This is a genomic window from Demequina mangrovi (assembly GCF_000759715.1).
GTDB classification, from domain to species: Bacteria; Actinomycetota; Actinomycetes; order Actinomycetales; family Demequinaceae; genus Demequina; species Demequina mangrovi.
Genome location: NZ_BBLU01000009.1, coordinates 39,394 through 63,075, shown reverse-complemented (window position 1 = coordinate 63,075; position 23,682 = coordinate 39,394). Strand labels below are relative to the sequence as shown.

The following is a 23,682-nucleotide window of genomic DNA, read 5'->3' as shown; positions in this document are numbered from 1 at the left end:
TGCGTGCGCGAGGGGGGACTTGAACCCCCACGCCCGGAGGCACTGGAACCTAAATCCAGCGCGTCTGCCAATTCCGCCACTCGCGCGCGGGTCAAGGATACGGGCGCGGGCCGCCCCTCTCCGTCCGCGCCACGAACGGGTGCGTCAGTCGATCTTGAGGTCGCGGCGCAGCTTGGCGACGTGGCCCGTGGCCTTGACGTTGTACTGCGCGAGCGCGACCGTGCCGTCCTCGGCCAACACGACGGTCGACCGGATCGAGCCCTCGACCTCCTTGCCGTAGAGCTTCTTGATGCCCCACGCGCCGTACGCGTCCTGGATCGCGCGGTCCTCGTCGGACACGAGCGTGAAGGTGAGACCCTCGGTCTCGCGGAACTTCGCGAGCTTCTCGGGCGAGTCCTTCGAGATGCCCACGACCTCGTAGCCCTCGGCGTGAAGGCGGTCGAGCGAGTCGCGGAAGTCGCACGCCTGGGTGGTGCAGCCGGGTGTCATCGCGGCGGGGTAGAAGTAGAGGATGACCTTGCGGCCGCGCAGGTCGGCGAGGCTGAAGGTGCCGGTGTCGGTCGGGGCGGTGAAGTCGGGCGCGGTGTCGCCCACGCTCAGTCGGGAGTCGCTCATGGTGACCACGGTAACGGTGGCGACCGACAGGCCGCCGCACTCCGAGGGCGACTCGGTGCCGATTTCACTTTCGTCCCGAAGTCATGTAGTGTTTTCTCTCGCGCCGCGGTAGCGGGCGATGCGCCTCTAGCTCAATTGGCAGAGCAGCTGACTCTTAATCAGCGGGTTCAGGGTTCGAGTCCCTGGGGGCGTACCAACGGTCGAAGGCCCGGTCCATCTGGACCGGGCCTTCGTGCTTCCCTCTCCGGCCCGAGCCGCTCTTCGGCCCCGTCCGGCGCCGCCCGTGCGCGCGGCTCCCCAGCCCGCACGAATCGCGCGAATTACGCAAACCGGCGCGATTGCCACTAGCGAACCGCCGTTCGTTGCGCTACAAGTGGAGTCGTGGACAAAAGGGACGAAGCGGGGCGAACGGGTCCGGCGGAATCCTGCAGATGTCCGCGCGGTGAGGGTTCTGCTTCCCAGGGGTGCTGAGCGGGGGAGCCTCGGGACGCGAGCCGCCCAGGGGGGATCACCATACGGGGGAATGTGATGGGCAACGCTGAGAGGGCTGGCGACAGCTCGACCTTTTCCGGGAGGACCGTGCTCATCACGGGCCACAGCGGATTCATCGGAGCGTGGCTCGCCACGGTCCTCGACCACCTCGGCGCGACCGTCGTGGGCTACTCGGCCGACGACGATCCGGACTCGGAGACCCGTGCGCAGTGGCTCGAGACCATGGGCGTCAAGCGCATCCGCGGCGACGTCCGCGATCGAGACAAGCTCTTCGCCGCGATCGAGGTGACGCGACCCGACATCGTCTTCCACCTCGCCGCGCAGGCCATTCTCTGTCGCGGCTTCGACGAGCCCCACCTGACCTTCGACGTCAACCTCAACGGCTCGCTCAACATCCTCGAGGCGGAGCGCCTCGGCATGATGCCCGCCGTCGTCCACGTCACGTCGGACAAGTGCTACGTGCCGATGACCGCGGACAGCGGGATGCTCAACGAGGACAGCCCGATCGGCGGCCGCAGCCCCTACTCGGCCTCGAAGTCGATGGCCGAGAACATGTTCCGCGAGTACATGGACCTGCCCCGCCTGGGCGGGGCCCCGCACCGCGCCGCGTCCGTCCGCCTGGGCAACGTCATCGGCGGCGGCGACTTCGCCGACCGCCTGGTGCCCAACTGCGTCAAGGTGTTCCAGGACGGCGACGTGTTCGCCGTCCGCGACCCGCTGGCGGTGCGCCCGTTCCAGCACGTCCTCGATGTGGTCGACGGCTTCGTCCGCCTCGGCGCGCGGCTCCTGACGGCCGAGGGCGAGCAGGTGCACGCGCTGAACTTCGCTCCTCCGACGTCGGGCCACACCGCGGGCGAGATGGTCTTCGAGCTGGCCCGGGCGTGGGGCGACGAGGCGCTGCTCAGCCCCGAGCGCGACGTCTGCGGCTTCCCGGAGGACAAGCTCCTGTGGCTGGACGGCTCGAAGGCCGCCGAGCTGCTCGACTGGCACCACGCCTTCGACCTGCGCCGCTCGGCCGAGCGCATCATCGACTGGGTGCGCTCGGTCGACGAGGGCGCGACTCCCGCCGAGACCACGCGCCGCCAGGCCGCCGAGTACTACCTCGAGCCGGTGCGCGTCATGGGCGCGGCGGCCTGATCCGCCCCCGCTTCACGCACGAGGGCCCGGTCCGTACGGACCGGGCCCTCGTGCGTGGCGGCGAGATCAGCCGAGCTCGCCGTCCGAGCTGAACACCAGGCCCACCATCACCTGGCCCTGGCGCACCGCGTTCTTGGTGAGCGGCCCGCCCGCGTCGAGCGAGTCGAACTGCGCCACCTCGAGGCCGTACTCCTCCTCGAGGCCCAGCTGGCAGAACGGACGCTCGGGGCACTCGGGAGGCCCGCCGAGCGAGATGGTCCCGCAGGTGTCCGCGAGCTCGGTGAGGGAGGTGACGCCGTACTCGTCCGAGAACGCCGTGGTGACGGCGAACGCGTTCTGGTCCTGAGCCTCGGACGGGGCACCGAAGACCAGGCCCGCATCTGCGGCGAGCGGCTCGAGCGCCGTCACGGTCGCGTCGACGTCGCCCGAGGCGACCGGATCCGCATCCGCGCCGTTGGCGGCGAGGTTGAGGTACTCGGTCACGGTCGCCGCGTACTCCGGGACCACCTGGATCTCGCCGCCCTCGAGCGCGGGAAGGTAGGTCTCGCGGCTGCCGATGGTCCGCACCTCGGTGTCCCAGCCGGCGTCGGAGAGCACCGCGGCGTAGATCGAGGCGACCGTGATGTTCTCGGAGAAGTTCGCCGCGCCGATGACGATCGAGCCGGAGCCCTGGTCGGGGGCCGAGATCCCGTTGTCGGCGACGAACTGCGTCGCGGCCTCCTCGGAGGTCGCACGGTCGATGTCGACGGCCTTGTTGAGCTGGATGAGGTCGTCCGTGGTGAGCACCGCCGAGACCTCGTCGAGCGCGGCCACGAGCTCGGGGGTCGCGGCGTCCGCGTTGATCGCCGGGATCACGTTGTCGGCGTTCTGGAGCATAAGGTCGTCGTCGAGGACCACGAGCGAGTCGCCGGGGACGGGCTGGCACTCGACGGCCATCGCGCCGTCCGACGTCGCGCCCGAACCCGCGGTCGCGGTGTCGCTGGAGTCTCCGCCCGAGTCGCCGGACGAGCATCCGGCCAGGAGCAGGATCGCGGCGGCCCCTGCCGCCAGGCTTCCGTTGGTGCTTCGCATGTCACTCCTCGCTTCGGGGGCGTACACGGGTCGCAACCGCGGCTGATGCGCGGATGTTCCCGCTCGGCACGGTTTCCAGGGTATTCACCATTCGCGCTCGGCGCGCGGGCGGACGGGTGGGAGCGTCCCGGAAGCGCCTCAAGCGGCGACGGGAGCGCCGGTGCGCAGCGGTCGCGGAGTCACCGCGCGCTGCGCGCGTGCGAGCAGCTGGTCGATCGCGAGGCACAGCGCGGCGATGAGGAGGCCGCCGGCGAGCACCTGCCCGTAGCGCTGCGTCGCCACCCCGGTGTTGATGATCACGCCCAGGCCGCCTCCGGCCACCAGCGCGGCGAGCGGCACCGTCGCGACCGTCTGCGTGGTCGAGGTCCGCATGCCCGCCGCGATGAGCGGCACCGCGAGCGGCAGCTCGACCCGCAGCGCGACCTGGAGCCGCGTCATGCCCTGGCCGAAGGCGGCCTCGCGCACATCGGCGTCCACGCCCGCCATGCCGGTGAACGTGTTGGTGAGGATCGGCGGGAACGCGAAGATCGCGGCGGCGATGATGACGGCGCGGTTGCCGAAGCCGATGGCCGAGGCGCTGAACAGCGTGAGCAGCGCGAGCGTGGGCATCGCGCGTGAGGTGTTGGAGATCACCGTGGTGACGCCTCCGCCGCGCCGGACGTGGCCGAGCCACAGCCCCAGGGGCAGGGCGAGCGCCGCGGCGATCCCCACCGCGGCGATCGACATGTAGAGATGCTCGAGCGTGAGCGCGATGATCGAGTCCTGCTGGAAGCGCAGGGAGCCGTCGAGGTTGGTGCCGAACATGCCGTGCGACCCGGTCCAGCTCTCCGGGTCGGTGAGGTAGTCCCACGCGTCCGAGACGGTGCTCATGCCGCCGCCTCCTCGACGCGCGCCCGCCCCCGCCGCCGGCGCCGCGCGCGCGAGCCTCGCGTCCACGGCATCGCCCAGGCGGCGAGCGCCACGATCGCGAGGTCGAGCACCAGCGCGAGCGCGAGGCACAGGAGCGAGCTCGTGGCGATCTGCGCGCGGTAGTTCGACTGCATCCCGCGGAACATCAGCTGCCCGAGCCCGCCGTAGCCGACCACCACGCCCACGGTCACGAGCGCGACCGTCGACACCGTCGCGATCCTCAGGCCCGCGACGATGCTCGGCAGCGCGTTCGGCAGCTCGACCGTGAGCAGCAGCCTCGTGGGGGAGTAGCCGAGCCCGCGCGCCGCGTCGACCACGTCGGGATCCACGCCCTGCAGCCCGACCAGCGTGTTGCGCACGAGCACGAGCAGCGCGTACGCGACCAGGCCGATGAGCACGGTGGTGCGTCCGATGCCGGTGAACGGCGCGAGGAGCGCGAACAGCGCGAACGACGGCACCGTGTACAGCACGCCGGTGATTCCGAGGATCGGTCCGGACAGCCGCCGGGAGCGGCGCGCGAGCATCGCCAGCGGCAGCGCGATGGCGACCGCGATGAGCATCGCCTGGAGCGTCAGGGAGGTGTGGATGACGAGGTGCGCCCACACCTCGTCGCCGCTGCGGCGCAGATAGTCGAGCGACAGCCAGGGGTTATCCACCGTTCGACCGTACACCGGGGCCTCTCGACGCCCCGAGGCTTCGCGCTACGGTGGACCGATGGACACCACGGGGATCACGCTCGAGGCGGTGGGCAAGGTGTACGCCGACGGCACCGTCGCGGTCGGCGAGCTGGACCTCGAGGCGCGCGCCGGCGAGGTGCTCGCGCTCGTCGGCCCGTCCGGCTGCGGCAAGTCGACCACGCTGCGGATGATCAACCGCCTCGTCGAGCCGAGCTCCGGCCGCATCCTGCTCGGCGGCGAGGACGTCATGGGCCGGGACCCGGTCGAGCTGCGCCGCGGCATCGGCTACGTCATCCAGCACGTGGGCCTCTTCCCCCACCGCACGGTCGCGCAGAACGTCGCCACCGTCCCCGGCCTGCTCGGCTGGGACAAGGAGCGCACCCGGGAGCGCGTGCACGAGCTGCTCGAGCTCGTGGGCCTCCCGCACCCGGTGTACGGCGCCCGCTATCCGCACGAGCTGTCGGGCGGCGAGCGTCAGCGCGTCGGCGTGGCGCGCGCGCTCGCGGCGAGCCCGCCCGTGATGCTCATGGACGAGCCCTTCGGCGCGGTCGACCCTCAGGGCAGGCGCCGGCTCCAGCGCGAGTTCCAGGCGCTCCAGCGGGAGCTGGGGACCACGGTGGTGATGGTGACGCACGACATGCGCGAGGCGGTGCTGCTGGCGGACCGCATCGCGGTGCTGTCGCGCGGCGGCGTGCTCGAGCAGCTCGGCACGCCCGGTGAGGTGACGGGGGACCCGGCGAACGACTTCGTCGCCGACTTCCTCGCGGACTTCGGCGAGGCGCCCGCGGCCTGAGGGGCGCATCGTCCCGGGACGATGCGCCGGTGCGTCAGCGCCAGCGCCCGCGCCACCACGGCGTCTTGATGCCGGCGGCGGCCCGCTCCTCGCGCTCGGCGCGCTCCTCGGCCTCGAGCTGCGCGCGGCGACGGCGGCGCCGACGGCCGGTGGTGACGATGCGGTAGAAGACCGCCGCCATCGCGATGAGGACCACGATGACGAGGATCGGCACGAAGATCGCGATGAGGCTGAGGCCGACCGCGGTCGCGTCCTCCGCGAACGAGGCGACCGGGGCGCCGGTGCCGGCGGTCGCGGCGTTGACGGACGGCCGCGACGCGGACTTCGCGGTGTGCACGCCGGCCGAGATGACCGCGCCGACCACGCCCGCGATGAGGGGGTTCTCCTGCCAGAACTCGCTCTGGTCGATCACCTGGGAGGCCGCGGTCGCGGCGAAGATCACGCCGCCGACGAGCGGGCGCACCAGCGACTGCAGCAGGTCGTTGATGTGGTCGACGCCGGGGATCTTGTCGAGCACCAGCTCGGCGGCGAGCAGCAGCAGCCCGATGATGATCGCGGGCCAGCTCTGCAGCCAGTCGAGCTGGTCCGGGAGCACGATGAAGTCGGTGAAGCGCGCGAACAGCCCCACGAGGACGAGGGGGATGAAGGCGTTCAGACCGGCGGCTGCGGACAGGCCGGCACCCGTGAGCGCTGCGAGCATGGGACCTCCTGGATCGTGGGCCGCGGTGCGGCACCTCGGCAAGGATAGTCGCCGCGCGGGACCCCGCCGGCGGACGTGGACGACGAAGGCCCCGGCGTCTGCGACGCCGGGGCCTTCGGATCAGGGTGGCTAACGGGACTTGAACCCGCGGCCCCCGCGACCACAACGCGGTGCTCTACCAACTGAGCTATAGCCACCATCGTCCCTCGCGGGACGGAGACCAGTGTACCGGTTCTACGGGGCTGCTCTTGACGCGTCCGGCGCCACGCGGGCCGCGGCCGCCTTGGCCTCGTCCGAGTCGGGGCCGGGCAGCGGGACGAGGATGGTCTCGCGGTAGTACCGCAGCTCGGTGATCGAGTCGCGGATGTCGCCGAGCGCGCGGTGCCCGCCGGTCTTCGCCGGCGCCTGGAAGAACACGCGCGGGTACCACCGGCGCACCAGCTCCTTGAGCGAGCTCACGTCGACGACGCGGTAGTGGAGGTGGCCGATGACCTCGGGCATGTCCCGCTCGAGGAACATGCGGTCCATGCCGACGGTGTTGCCCGCGAGGTGCGCCTTGCCGGCGACCGGCACGTGCGCCTGGATGTATGCGAGCACCTGCGCCTGCGCATCCTCCATGGTGGTGCCGTGCTCGAGCTCGGGCAGCAGGCCCGACGTCTCGTGCATGGTCCGCACGAAGTCGCCCATGCCCGCGAGGGCCTCGGCGGAGGGCTTGATCACGACGGAGACGCCGTCTCCCAGGACGTTGAGGTCGGAGTCGGTCACGAGGCACGCGACCTCGACGAGGGCGTCGCTGCCCACGTCCAGGCCCGTCATCTCGCAGTCGATCCACACGAGCGGGGTGTCAGTCATGGTGCTCACCCTATCGAGGCCCGCCCGCACGATTCCCAATGGCACGGGTGAACGGTGTGACCAGGGTGACGCAGGAGACGGTCGCGGCCCGCACATCGTCCCCTCCTGTCACTTCCTCCATTGGGAGTCGCCTCCTGTCACTTCCTCCATTGGGAGTCCCTTCCCGTCACTCCCTGCATGGGGAATCGTGCGAGGGGTTGACGGATCGGAGTCGACATGGTTGGTTAGTTAGTGAAGTAACTAACCAACGGACCAGGAGGCGCGGTGGACGACGGCAGGCCGATCTTCCAGCAGATCGCGGAGCAGCTCGAGGACCGGATCCTCGACGGCTCCATGCCGGAGGAGTCCCAGGTGCCGTCCATCAACGAGCTCGCGGCGTTCCACCGGATCAACCCGGCCACGGCGCTCAAGGGCGTCAACCTGCTGGTCGACGCCGGGGTGCTGCATAAGCGCCGCGGCATCGGGATGTTCGTCTCGGCCGGGGCGAGGGCGCTGCTCCTCGCGTCCCGGCGGGACGAGTTCAGGGGCGCGTACGTCGCGCCGCTCGTGGCGCGCGCCACGACGCTCGGGATCGACCCCGAGACGCTCATCGACATGATCAGGAAGGAGGCGGGACGATGACCGCCATCATCGAGGCCCAGGCGCTGAGCCGCCGGTTCGGCTCGGTGCACGCCGTCGACGGCGTGACGTTCGCGGTGGAGGAGGGGAGCGTGACGGGTCTGCTCGGTCGCAACGGCGCCGGCAAGACCACGCTCATGAACCTCGTCACCGGCCAGGACTTCGCGAGCGGCGGCACCGTGAGGATCTTCGGGGAGGACCCCGTCGAGAACGCCCGCGCCCTCACCCGGACGTGCTTCATCAAGGAGTCGCAGGGCTACCCCGACGCCTATCGGGGCCGCCACGTGCTCGCGATGGCGGAGCGGTTCTTCCCGCACTACGACGCCGCGCTCGCCGCCCGGCTGGTCGCGGACTTCGGCGTGCCGGTCGACCGGATGATGAAGAAGATGTCGCGCGGGCAGCGCTCGGCCGTCGGGGCTATCGTCGGGATCGCGTCGCGCGCCGAGCTCACGCTGCTCGACGAGCCCTACGCGGGGCTCGACGCCGTCGCCCGCCATGTCTTCTACGACCGGCTTCTCGAGGACTACGCCGCGCACCCGCGCACCATCGTGCTGTCGACGCACCTCATCGACGAGGCCGCGGACCTGCTCGACCATGTGCTCGTCATCCACGAGGGCCGCCTCGAGATCGACGCCGCGACCGAGGACCTCCGCGGCGCCGCGTCGACGCTCGTGGGCCGCGCCGCGGACGTCGACGCGTTCGTCGAAGGCCGCGAGGTCCTCGGACGCGAGCGCGTCGCGGGGATCTCCTCCGCCACCGTCGCGGGGCTCGACGCTCAGGACAAGGCGCTCGCCGCATCGTCCGGGCTCGAGGTGACGCCCGTGTCCCTTCAGCAGCTCATCGTGCGCCGCACGGGCGGCGCCACCACCCGAGAGGAGGCGGCGTGATGGCCGCCATCGCCGAACCCGTACGTCCCGCCGCGCAGATCCCCACCGGCCGCCGCGTCTGGAACGCCGCACGCATCCACGTCGCCAACCCGTGGCCCGCCGCGATCCTCCCGTGGATCGTGCTGCTCGGCGTCCATGGCCTCACCTGGAGCATCTGGGCGCTCATCAGCCACTACGCGGGCGGCGAGCTCGACCCCGACGCGTTCCGCTACGCCGGGGGAGTCTCGTGGCTGGTCATCTACATGATGATCGTCGCGATCCAGGCGATGAACGCGGGCTTCCGCTTCGCGATGGGCATGTCCTCGACTCGGCGCGACTACTACGCCGGCACCGTGGCCTTCTTCGCCGCGATGGCGCTGGTCTACGCGGTGGGGCTCGCGATCCTCGCGGCGGTGGAGCGCGCGACGGACGGATGGGGCCTCGACGGCTCGTTCTACGCGCCCGCGTACCTGTACGACGAGCCGCTCGCGGTGGTGGGCTTCCACTACTTCGCGCTCTACCTGCTCTTCACCTCGATGGGGGCGCTCATCGGCGCGCTGTTCGTGCGGTGGCGGGCCTACGGCCTCTACGCGTACTTCGCGGGCCTGTCGCTCGCGGTGGTCGCGCTGATCTGGTGGGCCCTCGAGGCGGGCGACACGCTCGTCGCCTTCTTCCGCGACAACCCGATCGCCGTGGTGATGGCCTGGACGCTGCCGCTGAGCGCGGTGCTGGCCGTGCTCGGCTGGCTGGTGATCCGGCGCGCACCCGTGCGCGGCTGACCGACCGCCCGCCGCGCCCCGCGCGGCCGGCATGAGAAGCGGCCCGCGCATCGTCCCCCCTCGACGATGCGCGGGCCCGCCGCGCTCAGGCGCTCCGCGAAAAGTGAGCATTCACATTTCGCGTGACCCCATGGTGCCGTCGCCTGTCACCGTGAACGCAACGAGGACGCCGATCCGTTACATAACCGTGACCCTGGCGTGCTTGTGAACCCTCACAATGTGAGCGCTAATATGCGAATTGCACGGCACCAACGTAGGTGTCGTGGGGCAACGCGCTCGATCCGGCAACGAAGCCGGGCAGGACAGGGAGGTTCTGATATGAAGAAGCGTTTTCTCTCCGGCATGGCACTCGCGGGGGCTGCGGCCTTCGCGCTGACGGCATGCTCCTCCGACGGCGGCGACACCGGCAGCAGCGATGCCGCGTCGGGTGACGGCGGCGGCGGTGGCGGCGACACGATCGTCGTCGGCTTCGCGCAGACCGGCTCCGAGTCGGGCTGGCGCTCGGCCAACACCGAGTCGATGAAGACGGCGTTCTCCGAGGACAACGGCTTCGAGCTCGTCTTCAACGCGGCGGACAACGACACGGCGGCGCAGATCGCCGCGGTCCGCGGCTTCATCAACCAGGGCGTCGACGCGATCGTCATCGCGCCGATCGTCGAGGACGGCTGGGACGATGTCCTCACCGAGGCCGCCGATGCCGGCATCCCGGTGATCCTCGAGGACCGCACGGTCTCGGCGTCGGAGGACCTCTACGCCGCGTGGATCGGCCTCGACTTCGAGGAGGAGGGCGTCAAGGCGGGCGAGTGGGCCGCCGAGATGTACGGCGACGAGGAGACCAAGATGGTGGTCCTCGAGGGCACCACCGGATCGGCTCCCGCCAACGACCGCGCGACCGGCTTCGACGCGGCCATCGAGGGCACGATGATCGAGAAGATCGACTCGCAGACCGGTGACTTCACCCGTGACGGCGGCAAGTCCGTCATGGAGGGGTTCATCCAGAACTACGGCGTCGACAACATCGACCTGGTCTACGCGCACAACGACGACATGGCGCTCGGTGCGATCGAGGCGATCGAGGCGGCCGGCGCGGTGCCGGGCGAGGACATCAAGATCATCTCGATCGACGCGGTCCACGACGGCATGCAGGCGCTCGTCGACGGCAAGATCAACTACATCGTCGAGTGCAACCCGCTTCTCGGCGACCTGGTCGCCGCCGCGGTGACCGGTGTGATCAACGGCGACGACGTCGAGGCCGTGCAGTACGTCGAGGACCTGGCGTTCGACCAGGCCGCGGCCGAGGCGGCGCTGCCGGACCGCAAGTACTGATCCTCTCCGGATCGTGACCTTGTAGGCGCGGGCTCCACCTGCGGGGGTCGGCTCAGGCCGGCCCCCGCAGCGGGGACCCGCGGCACCGACCAGAAAGCTGCCCCTCATGACTGCGGACATCGAAGTCCCACCGATCGTCGAGATGCGCGGGATCACCATCCGGTTCCCCGGCGTCCTCGCCCTGGACAACGTCGACTTCACGCTGCGGCCCGGCGAGGTCCACTCGCTCATGGGCGAGAACGGCGCGGGGAAGTCGACACTCATCAAGGCCCTCACCGGCGTGTACGCGATCGACTCCGGGTCGATCGCGGTCGCGGGGGAGCGGCAGACCTTCGACACCGCGGCCGATGCCCAGGAGGCCGGCATCTCGACGGTGTACCAGGAGGTCAACCTCTGCACCAACCTCACCGTCGGCGAGAACGTCATGCTCGGGCATGAGAAGCGTCGCGGCACCGGGATCGACTGGAAGGCGACGCACCGCGAGGCGGCGCGCCACCTCGACAGCCTGGGGCTGCAGCTCGACACCCGCTCGATGCTCTCGAACCACTCGATCGCGATCCAGCAGCTGGTCGCGATCAGCCGCGCGATGGTGCTCGACGCGAAGGTGCTCATCCTCGACGAGCCGACCTCGAGCCTCGACCGCGGCGAGGTCGAGCAGCTCTTCGGCGTGATCCGGGACCTGCGCGACAAGGGCGTCGCCATCCTGTTCGTCTCGCACTTCCTCGACCAGGTGTACGAGATCTCCGACCGCATCACGGTGCTCCGCAACGGCACGCTCGTGGGCGAGTACCCCATCGAGGAGCTGCCGCGCGACGCGCTGGTGACCAAGATGATCGGCCGCGAGCTCGAGGACCTCGCCGCGATCGCGAACTCCTCGCACCGCAGCATCGACCGCACGGGCACCCCCGTGGTCAAGGCGACCGGGCTGGGCAAGCGCGGCGTGCTGGAGCCCGCCGACCTCGAGATCTACGAGGGCGAGGTGGTCGGCATCGCCGGCCTCCTGGGCTCCGGACGCACCGAGCTGGTGCGCCTGCTCTACGGCGCCGACCGTGCAGACGAGGGCAGCGTGGAGGTCCACGGCGAGCACGCCAGGCTCCACCAGCCCCGCCACGCGATCGAGCACCGCATCTCGCTGTCCTCGGAGAACCGTCGCGAGGAGGGCGTGGTCGCGGACCTCACCGTCGCCGAGAACATCGTGCTCGGCATGCAGGCGCGTCAGGGATGGCTCAAGAAGATCCCGAAGAAGGATCAGGACGCCGTGGTGCAGGAGTACATCGAGGCCCTCGGTGTGCGTCCCGCCAACCCGAACGCGCTCGTGGGCAACCTCTCGGGCGGCAACCAGCAGAAGGTGCTGCTCGCGCGCTGGCTCGCGACGGCTCCCGAGCTGCTCGTGCTCGACGAGCCGACGCGCGGCATCGACGTCGGCGCCAAGGCCGACATCCAGCGCAAGGTCGCGGAGCTGTCCGCGCAGGGCCTGTCCGTGATCTTCATCTCCTCGGAGCTCGAGGAGGTGCTGCGCATGGCGCAACGGGTCGTGGTACTCAGGGATCGCAAGAAGATCGGCGAGCTCGAGGCCGCGACCACCGACCTCGACGCGCTCATCGACTACATCGCCAACGCAGGTGAGGGGACCGCGGCATGACCGCCATCTACAAGCATCGGCTCTTCTGGCCGATCGTCGCCCTGCTGACGCTCATCGTCGTCAACGCCGTCGCGCGTCCGCAGTTCATCAAGATCACCATGCGCGACGGCGAGCTCTACGGCCCGCTCATCAGCATCCTGCGCGAGTCCGCGCCGCTCATGCTCGTCGCGCTCGGCATGACCATCGTCATCGCCACCCGCGGCATCGACCTCTCGGTCGGCGCGACCATGGCGGTCTCGGGCGCCGTGGCCCTCACGATCATCGACGGCTCGGACGACCCGGGCAACGTCGGCACCGTGCTCATCGCCTGCGTCGTCGCGGTGCTCGTGTCGCTCGTCCTAGGCGCATGGAACGGCTTCCTCGTCTCGGTGGTCGGGATCCAACCGATCATCGCGACCCTGGTGCTCATGCTCGCCGGGCGAGGTGTCGCGCTGCTCATCACCGGCGGCTTCATCACCACCGTCAACTCCGAGCCCTTCGCGTTCATCGCCTCGGGCTACCTGTTCGCCCTCCCGTTCGCGTTCCTCATCGGCCTGGTCGCGATCATCGTGCTCAGCCTGGTCGAGCGCCGGACGGCGCTGGGCGTGCTCACGGAGGCCGTCGGCATCAACCCCGAGGCCAGCCGCCTCGCGGGCGTGAGGTCGCGCAGCATCATCTGGGGCGCGTACATGGTGAGCGGCATGCTCGCGGGCATCGCGGGCCTCATCTACGCCTCGAACATCAAGGCGGCCGATGCGAACGCCGCGGGCGTGTTCATCGAGCTCTACGCGATCCTCGCGGTGGTGCTCGGCGGCACGTCGCTCAACGGCGGCAAGTTCTCGATCGCCGGCACCGTGGTCGGCGTGCTCATCATCCAGACGCTGGAGTCGACCATCCTCTTCCTCGGCGTCTCGTCCGCGCAGAGCCCGGTGTTCTTCGCGGTCGTCGTGGTGATCGTGGTGATCGTGCAGTCCTCGCGGCTGCGCGACGGTCTGGCGGCCCTGAGCACGCGGCTGAGGTCGCGCAGCGAGGCCGACGAGAAGGTGGAGGTGGCGTGATGGCCGCGATGACCATGGCGCGTGCGGAGACCCGCACGAAGGAGCGAGGAGAGTCCCCGGTGCAGACCTTCATCAGCCGGCACGGCGGGATGATGCCCAGCTTCGCGGCCGTCCTCATCCTGATCCTGCTGTTCATCGGCGGCGAGATCTTCCTGCGCGGCGACTTCATCACGCCGCGCAACATCTCGGCGCTGCTGCTCGACAACGCGGTGCTGCTGGTGCTCGCCGTCGGCATGACGTTCGTGATCCTCACCGGCGGCATCGACCTGTCCGTCGGCTCGGTGATGGCCTTCACGGGCATCCTCGGGGCGAAGATGCTGGGCGACGGCGTCCCGGTGGGCATCGCGATCCCCGCGATCCTGCTCGGCGGCGCCGCGATCGGCCTGCTCATCGGCATCCTGGTGCAGTACTTCGGGGTGCAGCCGTTCATCGCGTCGCTCGCCGGGCTCTTCCTCGGGCGCGGCCTCGCGTACATCGTGAGCCTGTCCTCGATCAAGGTCGAGAACGATGCGGTGCTGTGGCTCCAGTCGACGCGCATCCGGCTGGGCGACTGGTACATCACCCCGACCGGGATCATCGCGCTCACCACGGTGGCGGTGGCGGCCTTCGTGCTCCACCTCACGCGCTTCGGCCGCACCATCTACGCGATCGGCGGCAACGAGCAGTCCGCGCGGCTCATGGGTCTCAAGGTCGGGCGGGCCAAGATCGCGGCGTACGTGATCTCCGGCTTCTGCGCCGGCCTCGCGGGGCTCCTGCTCACGGCGTACTCCGGTGCGGGCTACCCCCGCAACGGCATCGGCACCGAGCTCGACGCGATCGCCGCGGTGGTGATCGGCGGCACGCTGCTCACCGGCGGGCGCGGCTACGTGCTCGGATCCATGGTCGGCGTGTTCGTCTACGGCACCATCAAGACGATCATCAACTTCATGGGCGCCGAGCAGTCGTGGATGCAGATCATCGTCGGGTCGCTGCTGCTCCTCTTCATCGTGGTCCAGCGCGCGATCGTCGCCCGCTCGGAGGGCCGTCGTTAGCCCTCTTCCAGCCACGTTGCACGCCGCACCTCGTCCGCACCCACATAATGGGCGCGTGGACGAGGTGCGGCCTTTGCTCGAGCTCACCGGCGCGACGGTGCGCTTCGGTGCCGATGCTGCGCTCGATCACGTCGACTTCCGGCTGTTCCCCGGCGAGGTCCACTCGCTCATGGGCGAGAACGGCGCGGGCAAGTCCACGCTCATCAAGGCGATCACCGGCGCGCTCGCGATGGACGAGGGCGAGCTGCGGCTCGCGGGCGAGCGCGTCGCCTTCGCGTCGCCCCACGAGGCGCAGCGTGCCGGCATCTCGACCGTCTACCAGGAGATCGAGCTGCTGCCCAACCTCTCGGTCGCGGAGAACATCTTCCTCGGGCGCGAGCCGCGCCGCTCGGGCGTGATCTCGCGGCAGCTCATGCGCGAGCGCGCCGCCGGGCTGCTCCAGGAGCTGGGCCTGTCGATCGACCCGGGCTCGCTGCTCGGCACCCACTCCGTCGCCGTCCAGCAGCTGGTCGCCATCGCCCGCGCGATCTCGGCGGACGTGCGGGTGCTCGTGCTCGACGAGCCCACGTCCAGCCTCGACCTCGACGAGGTCGCCGAGCTGTTCCGGCTCATCCGCGAGCTCAAGGCGCGCGGCGTCGCGATCCTCTTCGTGTCGCACTTCCTCGACCAGGTCTACGAGCTCGCCGACCGCATCACGGTGCTGCGCGACGGCGCGATGGTGGGCGAGTACCTCACCGGCGAGCTGCTGCGCATCGACCTGGTGCAGAAGATGCTCGGCCGGGAGATCGGCGAGGTCCGCGCGCGCGGCCGCGCCTCCGAGGACGATGCGGACGAGGCGAGCGCCGCCGTGCTCCGGGCCCGCGGGCTGTCGGTGGGCCAGGGGATCGCCGACGCCGACGTCGACCTCGCCGAGGGCGAGGTGCTCGGCGTCGCGGGGCTGCTCGGATCCGGGCGCACGTCGCTCGCGCACGGCCTCACGGGCGTCGCGCATCTCGAGGCCGGGGTGATCCGCATCGAGAGCGAGGCCGTCCGGCTCGACTCGCCGCGCCACGCGATCTCGTTCGGGGTGGTCTACTCGTCCGAGAACCGCCGCCGCGACGGCATCGTCGCCGAGCTCAGCGTGGTCGACAACATCACGCTCGCGCTGCAGTCCGAGCGCGGGGTGTTCCGGCGGATCCCGCCCGCGCGCCGCCGGGAGCTCGCGGCGAGCTGGGTCGACGCGCTCGACATCCGGCCGCCGGACCTCGACCGCCCGGTGGGCACGCTCTCGGGCGGCAATCAGCAGAAGGTGCTGCTCGCGCGGCTGCTCGCGCTGTCCCCGCGCGTGCTGGTGCTCGACGAGCCGACCCGCGGCATCGACGTGGGCGCGAAGGTCGAGATCCAGAACCTCGTGGCGGAGCTCGCCGACAACGGCATGTCGGTGGTCTTCATCTCCGCCGAGCTCGAGGAGGTGCTTCGCGTGGGCGACCGGGTCGCCGTGATGCGCGACGGACGCATCGTCGAGACGGTCGCCGCGGCCGACCTCACCGCCGACTCGCTGCTCGCGCTCGTCGCGCAGCCGGACGAGGACGAGGGCGAGGACTGAGCGTGGCGAAGCAGGGGAGCGCGAAGGCCGCCAACATCTTCGACGTGGCGCGGCTCGCGGGCGTGTCGCACCAGACGGTGTCGCGCGTGCTCAACGGCATGCCCAACGTGAGGCCCGCGACCAAGGAGCGCGTCGAGAAGGCCATCGCGCAGCTCGACTACAGCCCGTCGCCCGCGGCCCGCGCCCTGGTCACCCGCCGCACGCGGACCATCGGCCTCATCACGCCCGGCGCCGTCGACTTCGGGCCCGCGTCGATCGCGATGCACTTCAACCTCGCGGCCCGTGCGGCGCGCTACAGCGTCGACGCGGTGAGCACCGTCGACAGCGACCCCGCCCTGGTGCGGGCCGCGCTCGAGGGGCTGCTGCGCCAGCGCGTCGACGCCGTCGTGGTGGTCGTCGCGTACGCGGGCGCGCTCGAGGTGGTCCGCGGGCTCGACCTCGCGATCCCCGTGGTCGCGGCGGCCTCGACCGCGCGCCGCGACCCGCGCATCGTCTCCATCGACCAGTACCGGGGCGCCCGCTCGGCGGTGCAGCACCTCGCCGAGCTGGGCCACGAGCGGATCCTCCACCTCGCCGGGCCCGCGCAGGCGCCCGACGCGACCGAGCGCGTGCGCGGCTGGCGAGACGAGCTCGCGGCACGGCGCTTCGAGGTGGTCGAGCCCGTGCACGGCGACTGGACCGCGGAGAGCGGCCACCGGCTGGGGCTCGAGATCGACGTCGCCGCAGGGGACGCGGTCTTCGCCGGCAACGACCAGATGGCGATCGGGCTGCTGTCCGCGCTCCGCCAGCGCGGCCTGAACGTGCCCGAGGACGTCAGCGTGGTCGGCTTCGACGACATTCCCGAGGCCGGCTACCTCTACCCGCCGCTCACCACGGTCCGTCAGGACTTCGAGGCGCTCGGCCGGCAGATCATGCAGAAGGTGCTGGTGGCGCTCGAGGAGCACGACGGCGAGACCTCGGACACGCCGCTGCCGACGCGGCTCGTGGTGCGCGGGTCGACGCGAGCCTCGAGCCGCGGGTAGCTCAGTCCTCCTCGGCCGCGGTCGCGGGGCGCTTGGCCCATGACGCGCGGCGGTACTGCGGCGGCCAGTAGTCGAGCTCGACGCCCAACTCGTGCGCGGCGCGCAGCGGCAGGTGCGGGTCGCGCATGAACTCACGGCCCACGAACACCGCGTCGGCCTGCCCGGAGGCGACGATGCGCTCGGCCTGCGCCGCATCCACGATCTGCCCCACCGCGGTCGCGGCGATGCCGGAGCGCTCCTTGATCGCGGTCGCGTGCGGCACCTGGTACCCGGGGGCGACGGGGATCACCGCGCCGGGGACGAGGCCACCGGTCGAGGTGTCGACGAGGTCGGCGCCGGCCTCGCGCAGCCACTGCGCGACGGTGACGGTGTCCTCGAGGGTCCAGCCCTCGGGCTCGAGCCAGTCGGTGGCCGAGACGCGCACGAACACGGGCACGTCGTCGCCCGCGACCGCGCGCACCTTGCGGACGACGTGCAGCAGCAGGCGCGCGCGGCCCACGAGGCTGCCGCCCCAGCGGTCCTCGCGCGAGTTCGAGACGGGCGACAGGAACTGGTGGAGCAGGTAGCCGTGAGCGGCGTGGACCTCGAGCACGTCGAAGCCCGCCTCGAGCGACCGCCGCGCCGCCTCGCCGAACGCCTCGATCACCGCGGCGATGCCGTCCTCGTCGAGCGCGACGGGCTGCTCGTAGCCCTCGAACGCGATCGCCGACGGCGCGACCGTGGTCCACCCGCCGTCGCTCGCGGGGACCGTTCCCGAGCCGCTCCACTCGCGGTACGTCGAGGCCTTGCGGCCCGCGTGCGCGAGCTGGATCGCGGCGAGCGCCCCCTGCGAGTGGAGGAAGCGGACGATGCGCGCCCAGGCATCGCGCTGCGCATCGTCCCAGATGCCCGTGTCCCACGGCGAGATCCGGCCCTCGGGCGCCACGGCCGTCGCCTCGGCCATGACCAGTCCCGCGCCGCCTCGCGCGAACGAGCCGAGGTGCACGAGGTGCCAGTCGTCGGGGACGCCGTCACGCTGCTCGCACGAGTACTGGCACAGCGGGCTCACCCAGAGCCGGTTGCGCGCCGTGATCGAGCGCAGGGGCAGGGGGCTGAAGAGCAGGGAGGTCATGGGTTCCTTCTCGAGTGCCGGCGCGCGGGTGCGGGCCGGTGGGGCGTGAACAGCGGGAGCGCGTCCGTGATTCCGGGGGCGTCAGGCGCGCGCCACGGTGAACCACAGCGGAGGGATGAGGGAGAGGATCGTGCCGACCGCGACCTCGGGGTCCAGCGGAGCGGGACCCTCGAGCCAGACGCGCAGCGCGCCGGCCGTGCCCTGGCCCACGAAGGCCGCCGCCATCGCGATGCGCAGCGCGTCGGGTCCGCCGAGGTCGACGCCGTGATCGCGCGCGAACGTGAGCAGGCTCGCCTCGACGTGGCCCGCCAGCAGCTCGGACAGCACCGAGCCGTGCCGGCCCGCGGCCTGGGCGAGGCCGCGCCGGTAGACGTCGGCGTGTGCGAGCACATGCTCGACGAGCACCAGCTCGGAGGCCCTCCACGTCTCCTCGATGCGGTCGGGGGCGAGGTCGACGTCGGCGAAGAACGAGTCGCGGATGGTGTCGAGCTCGCGCAGCAGCACGCTCGTGAGGAGAGCCGCGGGGGATGTCGCGTGGTTGTAGAAGGTCGCGCGCGTGACGCCCGCGAGGCGCGCGATCTCGGTCACCGCGATCCGCTCGATCGGGCGTTCTGCGGCGAGCGTGAGCACCGCATCGGCGAGTGCGTCGGCGCTGCGCGCGAACCGGGGATCCGTGGTCACGAGCCCAGCCTAGCCAGTGGGGGTCCCGGGCGGTCGAGACCCCTGGGGCGCACGGGTCCCGACGAGGCGCTCCGCATTCCTCGTCGTAGATGCACGATCGCATTCCTGCCCGTTTTCGAAATGTCGAAATCGTGATGAAATCGGAAACTGTGCCTGCGCCGATGCAGGCATGACAACACTGCGTTGCCGAATTCAATGGGGAGGGGGGTACGCGATGCTGACCAAGATGGACAGCCTCTACACCGAGAGGTATCGCGCGAATTCGCGCGTGGTCGAGATCGCGTCGACCACCGACGAGGAGCTGGGTCCGCTCAAGCTCCTGCCGGGCACGTGGAAGAACACGGACCGGCTCAACGGCCGCGGATGGAACATGATCGCGCTGCCGTTCGCCGAGGAGGGCGGTGCGCTCGACTACCGCCTGCTGGTGAACCAGTTCAACGAGGAGATCAAGTTCTCCCTCGTCGACAAGCGCGTTCCCAACCGGGGCATCGATATCGGTGAGCCCGGGGTGCGAGGGGACAGCACCAACACCGACCAGCTGGTGGTCACGCTCGATTACGAGCAGATGATCTCGCAGATCGCCGCGGACGACTTTCCCAAGAGCGGGCTCGCGGGAGATCCGGAATTGGCGATCCATCACGAGCCCGGGCTTTTCCTGCACATGGGCGAGCCCAGAATCGACGGGATCAACATCGCCCGTCTCGCGTCGATTCCGCACGGCAATTCGGCGCTCGCTCTCGGGAGGTTCCTCACGACGGATCAGCCCGCGCGCATCGAGGACATCTCGGGGCTTCCGATCGGGGCGTTCCCTGCGCCGCCGGAAGGCGAGGAGGTGGATGTCGAGGCGCTGCTCGAGCGCGCCTACCTCGCGCCGTACAAGCACTTCCACGACAACAGGTTCGAAGGGCTCTTCGACCCGGTGAGCCCGAACGCGCTCCTCAACGCGCTGCCGACAAACGTCGCCAACAACACGGTGCTGTTCCTCGACACCAAGCTCGACCGGGCGGGGGTCCACAACATCCCGTTCGTCGAGCGCCAGGCCGACGTCTCGGAGATGACGGCGACGTTCTGGATCCTCGAGCTCGAGGGAGGCGAGGACGAGCCCGAGCTGCTGCTCGCCTACACGCAGACCGTGATGCTCGAGTTCTTCCCGCGGCGTGACGGCGAGCCCGGGCTCATCAAGTGGCCGCACGTCTCGATCAACGTCATGGAGAAGGTGGAGGAGGCGACACCCGAGAAGCCGACGATGCCGGGCTACTGACCCGCACGGTCCTCGGCGGCGCGTTCCACGTCGCGCCGCATGCCCGCGGCCCGCACCGGCCGCGACCCGACGAGGGCCCCTCCGCTGGGGAGGGGCCCTCGTCGCCTGGGTGCCCCCGGCAGGATTCGAACCTGCGACCTGCGGATTAGAAGTCCGATGCTCTATCCAGCTGAGCTACGAGGGCCGGCGGCCGATGCCGCGGTCACCAGGGTAGTGCCCGCGGGCAGTGCCTCTCGGACGGGGAGCCGCGACGGCTGCGCGCGAGCCGACGGGAACCGCGTTCGCCGCAGCGCCGCGTCCGTGCCGCCTGGTACGAGGCCCCCGCGCTACCCTTGTCGCATGGTTCGGAGAGGGTGCGCCGTCGCATGAGCATGCGACCCATCAAGACGTGGTCGTACCCCGGCAACCTTCTGGACGCCCTGGTCGACACCCGCCGCGTGGTCGCGGGGGTGCAGCTGCCGCTGCCCACCGCGGGCGTCGAGGAGGCACGCGAGACCATCCAGCGGATGCTCGACCAGCTCGACCACCACCTCATCCCGCGCGTCCGCGAGGAGGCCTCGCCCGCCATCGTCGTGGTCGCGGGATCGACCGGCGCCGGCAAGTCGACCGTGGTGAACGCCCTGGTAGGCGAGCAGCTCACGCCGTCGGGCGTGCTGCGGCCCACCACGCGCGTGCCGCACCTGTTCCACCACCCCCTCGACACGCAGGTGCTCACCGACGTCGCCGCGCGCGCGAAGGTGGTCGCCACCGAGGCGATGCCGCGAGGCCTCGCGCTCGTCGACTCGCCCGACCTCGACTCGATCAGCGGCGAGAACCGCGAGATCGCCCATCTCATGATGGAGGCGGCGGACCTCTGGATCTTCGTCACCACCGCCGCGCGCTACGGCGACGCGGTGCCGTGGGAGGCGCTCCGCGCCGGCGCCGACCGCGGCGCCTCGATCGCGGTGGTCCTCAACCGCGTCACCGTCGACGTCGCCGCGCAGGTGCGCCGCGAGCTGGTCGACCGGCTCGCGACCGAGCACCTCGAGACGCTGCCGCTCTTCGTCATCCCCGAGGACCCGACGCGCCAGGCCACCGTGCCGCGCGACGTGGTGGGCGGGCTCGGCCGCTGGCTCGACTCGGTCGCCGCGGCCTCCGCCACCACCATCGTCGAGCGCACGCTCCACGGCGCCGCCGAGTCCCTCAAGGAATGGCTCGAGACCCTCGCGGAGGCGATGGACGACCAGTCCGCCGCCGCGAAGGACGTCCGCTCCGAGGTGCGCCGCGCCGCCGCGCAGGTGCAGCAGGAGGGCGGCGACCGCTGGTGGGAGACCATCCCGACCGGCGCTCTCACGGCGCGCTGGCAGCAGGCCACCGCCGACGGCGGCGCGCTGTTCAAGCTCCGCAACACCCGGTGGGTGCGGCGTCGCCACGCGCGCGAGCAGCGCGACGAGGTGCTGCACGCGATCTACCGCGACCTCCTCGAGGCCGTCGAGTCGCGGCTGGTCTTCGCCGCATCGTCCGTCGCGGATGCGATGGAGGAGGCGCTGCGCAAGGCCGAGACGGGCGTGGGGCCGTGGCTCGCGGAGCGTCGCGATCCGCGCGACGCGCGTCAGGCGCGCGAGCGCCAGGCCGCGGACGCCGCGCGCCGGTGGGCGCACCGCTGCCAGGAGATCGTCCTCGCGCTCCCCGGAGCCGAGCACGGCATCGCGGTGATCGGCGAGCCGGGCCTCACCACCACGCTCGCGAGCGCCGCGCTCGGCATCGAGCAGGCGCGCACCGCGCTCATGATCCTCACCTCGCAGTCCGTCGGCGACGCCGTCGACCAGGCGCGCGAGGAGCTCGACGCGGCCCGCAGGCATTGCGTCAACCGCGAGTCCCTCGACATGATGAAGCCGACCGACATCCCGTCGCTCATGCCGGACTCGTCGGCCAAGATCCGCTTGCGCCGCGCCGAGCTCAGGGGGCTGCTGTGAGCGTGAGCTTCGAAGAGGTCTCGCCCAAGGACGAGACCGCGGTGCTCCACGAGCGCGTCGAGCGCCTGCGCTCGTCGCTGGAGTGGGCGAGCGAGGCCATCCCCGCGCCCATCCGCACCGAGCTGCACGCGGCGGTCGACCGCTGCGACGAGCGCCTCGAGCTCGGCATCGACTGGACGGTCGTGGCGCTCGCGGGCGGCACGGGCTCCGGCAAGTCCACGCTCTTCAACGCGCTCACCGGCGTCGAGTTCGCGATCTCCGGGGTCGCGCGTCCCACCACGTCGCACGTGAGCGCCGCGGTCTGGGGCCACGAGCGCGCCGATGCGCTCCTCGACTGGCTGGGCGTCGAGCCCGGCAGCCGCCTCCGTCGCGACGACGCCCCGCTGTCCGAGGACCCCGAGCTCACGGGGCTCATCCTCCTCGACCTTCCCGACCACGACTCGGTCAACGCGCACAACCGCGAGGTGGTCGACCGCATCCTGCCGCGGGTCGACCTGCTGCTGTGGGTGGTCGACCCCCAGAAGTACGCGGACAACGCGATCCACGAGGGGTATCTGCGCGAGGCGTCGGCGACGGGGCAGCCGTCGCTCGTCGCGCTCAACCACGTCGACCGGCTCTCGACGCAGGACGCGTGGGAGGTCGCCCGCGACCTGCAGCGCCTGCTGGCCGAGGACGGCATGCTCTCTGTGCCGGTCATGCCCGTGAGCGCGCGCACCGGCCAGGGCGTCGACGTGCTGCGCGCGGAGATCGAGGGGGCGGTGCAGGCCCGGTCCGTCGCGGCCGATGCGGTCGCCGCGGACCTCGTGGACGCCGGCCGCACGCTCGAGCGCGCCCTCGCGCGCGACGCCGACCCCGAGCTTCCCGACGTCGCCGAGCTGGTCGCGTCGCTGGCCAAGGCCGCCGGCGTCGACGCGCGCGCCGAGGCGGCCGCCGCGGTGGTGGCGGGCAAGGCGTCGTCGGTGCCCGTGCAGGAGAGGATGCGCCTCGAGGTGGTCGACCGCGAGCGGCTCGACTGGGTCGACGCGGCCTCCGAGGGGCTGCCCGTCCAGTGGCGCGTGGTGATCGATGAGGCGATCGATCCCGCGGACGCCCTCACGCGCGAGATCGACATCGCGCTCGCCGCGGTCGAGTGGCCCGTCGCGGACCACGCGCCGTTGTTCCGGCGCCGGGCCCGCGGGAGCGTGATCCGCAAGGAGATGCTGCGCCTGGGACGGGAGGCCGTGCTGTCGGCGATCGAGCCGCACGTGGTGCAGCCCACCGATGCGATCCACCAGGCGTACCGCAACCTCGACGAGCTCACGGTCATCGCGCGCGCCTCGGCGCCCGAGCAGCCCGCGCACGACGAGGAGCCGGTCCAGGCCCCCGCCGAGGCCGTCGCGCCTGTCGAGGAGGAGCCGCTGCCGGCGGACATCTGGGCGCCCGTGATGCGCGACCGGGACGAGCACCACCGGGACTGACGCCGATGCGGCGGCGGGCCGAGGCCCGCGCGTCGGGTCCCGCGCCTCGGCTGCACGCGCGTGAT

The 23,682-nt window shown here is 71.2% G+C and carries 22 protein-coding genes and 4 tRNA genes; 15 read left to right on the top strand and 11 right to left on the bottom strand.

Annotated elements, in window-relative coordinates; genetic code table 11:
* Positions 1–4: 4 nt before the first annotated feature.
* Together TR42_RS09700 and bcp are read right to left on the bottom strand one after the other, a co-directional pair.
* Positions 5–86 (bottom strand) — tRNA-Leu (locus TR42_RS09700).
* A gap of 58 nt (positions 87–144) precedes the next feature.
* Positions 145–615 (bottom strand): thioredoxin-dependent thiol peroxidase, encoded by a 471-nt coding sequence (gene bcp, locus TR42_RS09695; RefSeq protein WP_042215308.1) that lies wholly within the window; start codon positions 613–615, stop codon positions 145–147.
* A 120-nt stretch (positions 616–735) separates the two neighbouring features.
* Here bcp and TR42_RS09690 point away from each other — a divergent pair.
* Both TR42_RS09690 and TR42_RS09685 read left to right on the top strand, forming a co-directional pair.
* Positions 736–811: transfer RNA gene (locus tag TR42_RS09690), tRNA-Lys, on the top strand.
* A gap of 383 nt (positions 812–1,194) precedes the next feature.
* Positions 1,195–2,244 (top strand): NAD-dependent epimerase/dehydratase family protein, encoded by a 1,050-nt coding sequence (locus TR42_RS09685; RefSeq protein ID WP_052405912.1) that lies wholly within the window; start codon positions 1,195–1,197, stop codon positions 2,242–2,244.
* A 66-nt stretch (positions 2,245–2,310) separates the two neighbouring features.
* On the opposite strand, the gene TR42_RS09680 is transcribed toward TR42_RS09685, so the two are convergent.
* The 3 genes from TR42_RS09680 to TR42_RS09670 form a co-directional block, all read right to left on the bottom strand.
* On the bottom strand, positions 2,311–3,315 hold the full coding sequence (locus TR42_RS09680; RefSeq protein ID WP_042215307.1) for a glycine betaine ABC transporter substrate-binding protein: 1,005 nt from the start codon (positions 3,313–3,315) through the stop codon (positions 2,311–2,313).
* Positions 3,316–3,453: 138 nt separating this feature from the next.
* The gene (locus tag TR42_RS09675; RefSeq protein ID WP_042215335.1) at positions 3,454–4,185 is read right to left on the bottom strand and encodes an ABC transporter permease; all 732 of its coding nucleotides are present in this window, start codon (positions 4,183–4,185) and stop codon (positions 3,454–3,456) included.
* The gene (locus TR42_RS09670; RefSeq protein WP_236623419.1) at positions 4,182–4,880 is read right to left on the bottom strand and encodes an ABC transporter permease; all 699 of its coding nucleotides are present in this window, start codon (positions 4,878–4,880) and stop codon (positions 4,182–4,184) included. Before TR42_RS09670 ends, TR42_RS09675 begins: the two co-directional genes overlap by 4 nt.
* Before the next feature lie 58 nt (positions 4,881–4,938).
* Between TR42_RS09670 and TR42_RS09665 the strand changes: the two genes are divergently transcribed.
* Entirely contained in the window at positions 4,939–5,694 is a 756-nt protein-coding gene (locus tag TR42_RS09665; protein WP_081953296.1) for an ABC transporter ATP-binding protein, read from the top strand.
* Positions 5,695–5,728: 34 nt separating this feature from the next.
* Here TR42_RS09665 and TR42_RS09660 read toward each other — a convergent pair whose 3' ends face one another.
* The 3 genes from TR42_RS09660 to orn all read right to left on the bottom strand — a co-directional run bounded on the left by TR42_RS09660 (position 5,729) and on the right by orn (position 7,246).
* Positions 5,729–6,394, bottom strand: coding sequence for a DUF4126 domain-containing protein (locus TR42_RS09660; RefSeq protein WP_074789526.1), 666 nt, complete (start codon positions 6,392–6,394; stop codon positions 5,729–5,731).
* Positions 6,395–6,518: 124 nt separating this feature from the next.
* Positions 6,519–6,591: transfer RNA gene (locus TR42_RS09655), tRNA-His, on the bottom strand.
* Positions 6,592–6,628: 37 nt separating this feature from the next.
* A complete protein-coding gene (gene orn, locus TR42_RS09650; RefSeq protein ID WP_042215305.1) occupies positions 6,629–7,246 on the bottom strand; it encodes an oligoribonuclease in 618 nt (205 codons plus the stop codon).
* Between the two features lie 264 nt (positions 7,247–7,510).
* Between orn and TR42_RS09645 the strand changes: the two genes are divergently transcribed.
* The 9 genes from TR42_RS09645 to TR42_RS09605 all read left to right on the top strand — a co-directional run bounded on the left by TR42_RS09645 (position 7,511) and on the right by TR42_RS09605 (position 17,152).
* Entirely contained in the window at positions 7,511–7,867 is a 357-nt protein-coding gene (locus TR42_RS09645; protein ID WP_042215303.1) for a GntR family transcriptional regulator, read from the top strand.
* Positions 7,864–8,751, top strand: a complete 888-nt coding sequence (locus TR42_RS09640; protein WP_042215302.1) for an ABC transporter ATP-binding protein — start codon at positions 7,864–7,866, stop codon at positions 8,749–8,751. Before TR42_RS09645 ends, TR42_RS09640 begins: the two co-directional genes overlap by 4 nt.
* The gene (locus TR42_RS14350; protein WP_052405911.1) at positions 8,751–9,509 is read left to right on the top strand and encodes a hypothetical protein; all 759 of its coding nucleotides are present in this window, start codon (positions 8,751–8,753) and stop codon (positions 9,507–9,509) included. The genes TR42_RS09640 and TR42_RS14350 overlap by 1 nt, the downstream gene beginning before the upstream one ends.
* A 318-nt stretch (positions 9,510–9,827) precedes the next feature.
* Complete coding sequence (locus tag TR42_RS09630) at positions 9,828–10,835, top strand: ABC transporter substrate-binding protein (protein ID WP_042215300.1); 1,008 nt, start codon at positions 9,828–9,830, stop codon at positions 10,833–10,835.
* 106 nt (positions 10,836–10,941) lie between these two features.
* Complete coding sequence (locus tag TR42_RS09625) at positions 10,942–12,477, top strand: sugar ABC transporter ATP-binding protein (RefSeq protein ID WP_042215298.1); 1,536 nt, start codon at positions 10,942–10,944, stop codon at positions 12,475–12,477.
* On the top strand, positions 12,474–13,514 hold the full coding sequence (locus tag TR42_RS09620; protein ID WP_042215296.1) for an ABC transporter permease: 1,041 nt from the start codon (positions 12,474–12,476) through the stop codon (positions 13,512–13,514). Before TR42_RS09625 ends, TR42_RS09620 begins: the two co-directional genes overlap by 4 nt.
* A gap of 8 nt (positions 13,515–13,522) precedes the next feature.
* Entirely contained in the window at positions 13,523–14,545 is a 1,023-nt protein-coding gene (locus TR42_RS09615) for an ABC transporter permease subunit (RefSeq protein WP_042215329.1), read from the top strand.
* Between the two features lie 55 nt (positions 14,546–14,600).
* Positions 14,601–16,130: a sugar ABC transporter ATP-binding protein gene (locus TR42_RS09610; protein WP_042215294.1), complete on the top strand. Its 1,530-nt coding sequence runs from the start codon at positions 14,601–14,603 to the stop codon at positions 16,128–16,130.
* A 2-nt stretch (positions 16,131–16,132) separates the two neighbouring features.
* Positions 16,133–17,152 (top strand): LacI family DNA-binding transcriptional regulator, encoded by a 1,020-nt coding sequence (locus tag TR42_RS09605; RefSeq protein ID WP_042215292.1) that lies wholly within the window; start codon positions 16,133–16,135, stop codon positions 17,150–17,152.
* A 1-nt stretch (position 17,153) separates the two neighbouring features.
* On the opposite strand, the gene TR42_RS09600 is transcribed toward TR42_RS09605, so the two are convergent.
* Together TR42_RS09600 and TR42_RS14345 are read right to left on the bottom strand one after the other, a co-directional pair.
* The gene (locus TR42_RS09600) at positions 17,154–18,263 is read right to left on the bottom strand and encodes an NADH:flavin oxidoreductase/NADH oxidase (protein ID WP_042215291.1); all 1,110 of its coding nucleotides are present in this window, start codon (positions 18,261–18,263) and stop codon (positions 17,154–17,156) included.
* Between the two features lie 81 nt (positions 18,264–18,344).
* A complete protein-coding gene (locus tag TR42_RS14345) occupies positions 18,345–18,944 on the bottom strand; it encodes a TetR/AcrR family transcriptional regulator (RefSeq protein WP_052405909.1) in 600 nt (199 codons plus the stop codon).
* A gap of 214 nt (positions 18,945–19,158) precedes the next feature.
* Between TR42_RS14345 and TR42_RS09590 the strand changes: the two genes are divergently transcribed.
* On the top strand, positions 19,159–20,205 hold the full coding sequence (locus TR42_RS09590; RefSeq protein ID WP_201770796.1) for a heme-binding protein: 1,047 nt from the start codon (positions 19,159–19,161) through the stop codon (positions 20,203–20,205).
* A gap of 110 nt (positions 20,206–20,315) precedes the next feature.
* Here the strand turns inward: TR42_RS09590 and TR42_RS09585 are convergent.
* Positions 20,316–20,389, bottom strand: a tRNA-Arg gene (locus TR42_RS09585).
* 181 nt (positions 20,390–20,570) lie between these two features.
* Between TR42_RS09585 and TR42_RS14340 the strand changes: the two genes are divergently transcribed.
* Positions 20,571–22,160 carry a dynamin family protein gene (locus TR42_RS14340; protein ID WP_052405906.1) on the top strand — a complete coding sequence of 530 codons (1,590 nt, stop codon included), beginning with the start codon at positions 20,571–20,573 and terminating at the stop codon, positions 22,158–22,160.
* Complete coding sequence (locus TR42_RS14850; protein ID WP_052405904.1) at positions 22,157–23,617, top strand: GTPase; 1,461 nt, start codon at positions 22,157–22,159, stop codon at positions 23,615–23,617. Before TR42_RS14340 ends, TR42_RS14850 begins: the two co-directional genes overlap by 4 nt.
* Positions 23,618–23,682 lie beyond the last annotated feature (65 nt).

Excerpts from the sequence above, each read along its gene's own strand:
- bcp (WP_042215308.1), bottom strand. The coding sequence starts at position 615 with ATGAGCGACTCCCGACTGAGCGTGGGCGACACCGCGCCCGACTTCACC.
- TR42_RS09680 (WP_042215307.1), bottom strand. The coding sequence starts at position 3,315 with ATGCGAAGCACCAACGGAAGCCTGGCGGCAGGGGCCGCCGCGATCCTG.
- TR42_RS09675 (WP_042215335.1), bottom strand. The coding sequence starts at position 4,185 with ATGAGCACCGTCTCGGACGCGTGGGACTACCTCACCGACCCGGAGAGC.
- TR42_RS09665 (WP_081953296.1), top strand. The coding sequence starts at position 4,939 with ATGGACACCACGGGGATCACGCTCGAGGCGGTGGGCAAGGTGTACGCC.
- TR42_RS09660 (WP_074789526.1), bottom strand. The coding sequence starts at position 6,394 with ATGCTCGCAGCGCTCACGGGTGCCGGCCTGTCCGCAGCCGCCGGTCTG.
- orn (WP_042215305.1), bottom strand. The coding sequence starts at position 7,246 with ATGACTGACACCCCGCTCGTGTGGATCGACTGCGAGATGACGGGCCTG.
- TR42_RS09640 (WP_042215302.1), top strand. The coding sequence starts at position 7,864 with ATGACCGCCATCATCGAGGCCCAGGCGCTGAGCCGCCGGTTCGGCTCG.
- TR42_RS14350 (WP_052405911.1), top strand. The coding sequence starts at position 8,751 with ATGGCCGCCATCGCCGAACCCGTACGTCCCGCCGCGCAGATCCCCACC.
- TR42_RS09630 (WP_042215300.1), top strand. The coding sequence starts at position 9,828 with ATGAAGAAGCGTTTTCTCTCCGGCATGGCACTCGCGGGGGCTGCGGCC.
- TR42_RS09625 (WP_042215298.1), top strand. The coding sequence starts at position 10,942 with ATGACTGCGGACATCGAAGTCCCACCGATCGTCGAGATGCGCGGGATC.
- TR42_RS09620 (WP_042215296.1), top strand. The coding sequence starts at position 12,474 with ATGACCGCCATCTACAAGCATCGGCTCTTCTGGCCGATCGTCGCCCTG.
- TR42_RS09615 (WP_042215329.1), top strand. The coding sequence starts at position 13,523 with ATGACCATGGCGCGTGCGGAGACCCGCACGAAGGAGCGAGGAGAGTCC.
- TR42_RS09600 (WP_042215291.1), bottom strand. The coding sequence starts at position 18,263 with ATGACCTCCCTGCTCTTCAGCCCCCTGCCCCTGCGCTCGATCACGGCG.
- TR42_RS09590 (WP_201770796.1), top strand. The coding sequence starts at position 19,159 with ATGCTGACCAAGATGGACAGCCTCTACACCGAGAGGTATCGCGCGAAT.
- TR42_RS14340 (WP_052405906.1), top strand. The coding sequence starts at position 20,571 with ATGAGCATGCGACCCATCAAGACGTGGTCGTACCCCGGCAACCTTCTG.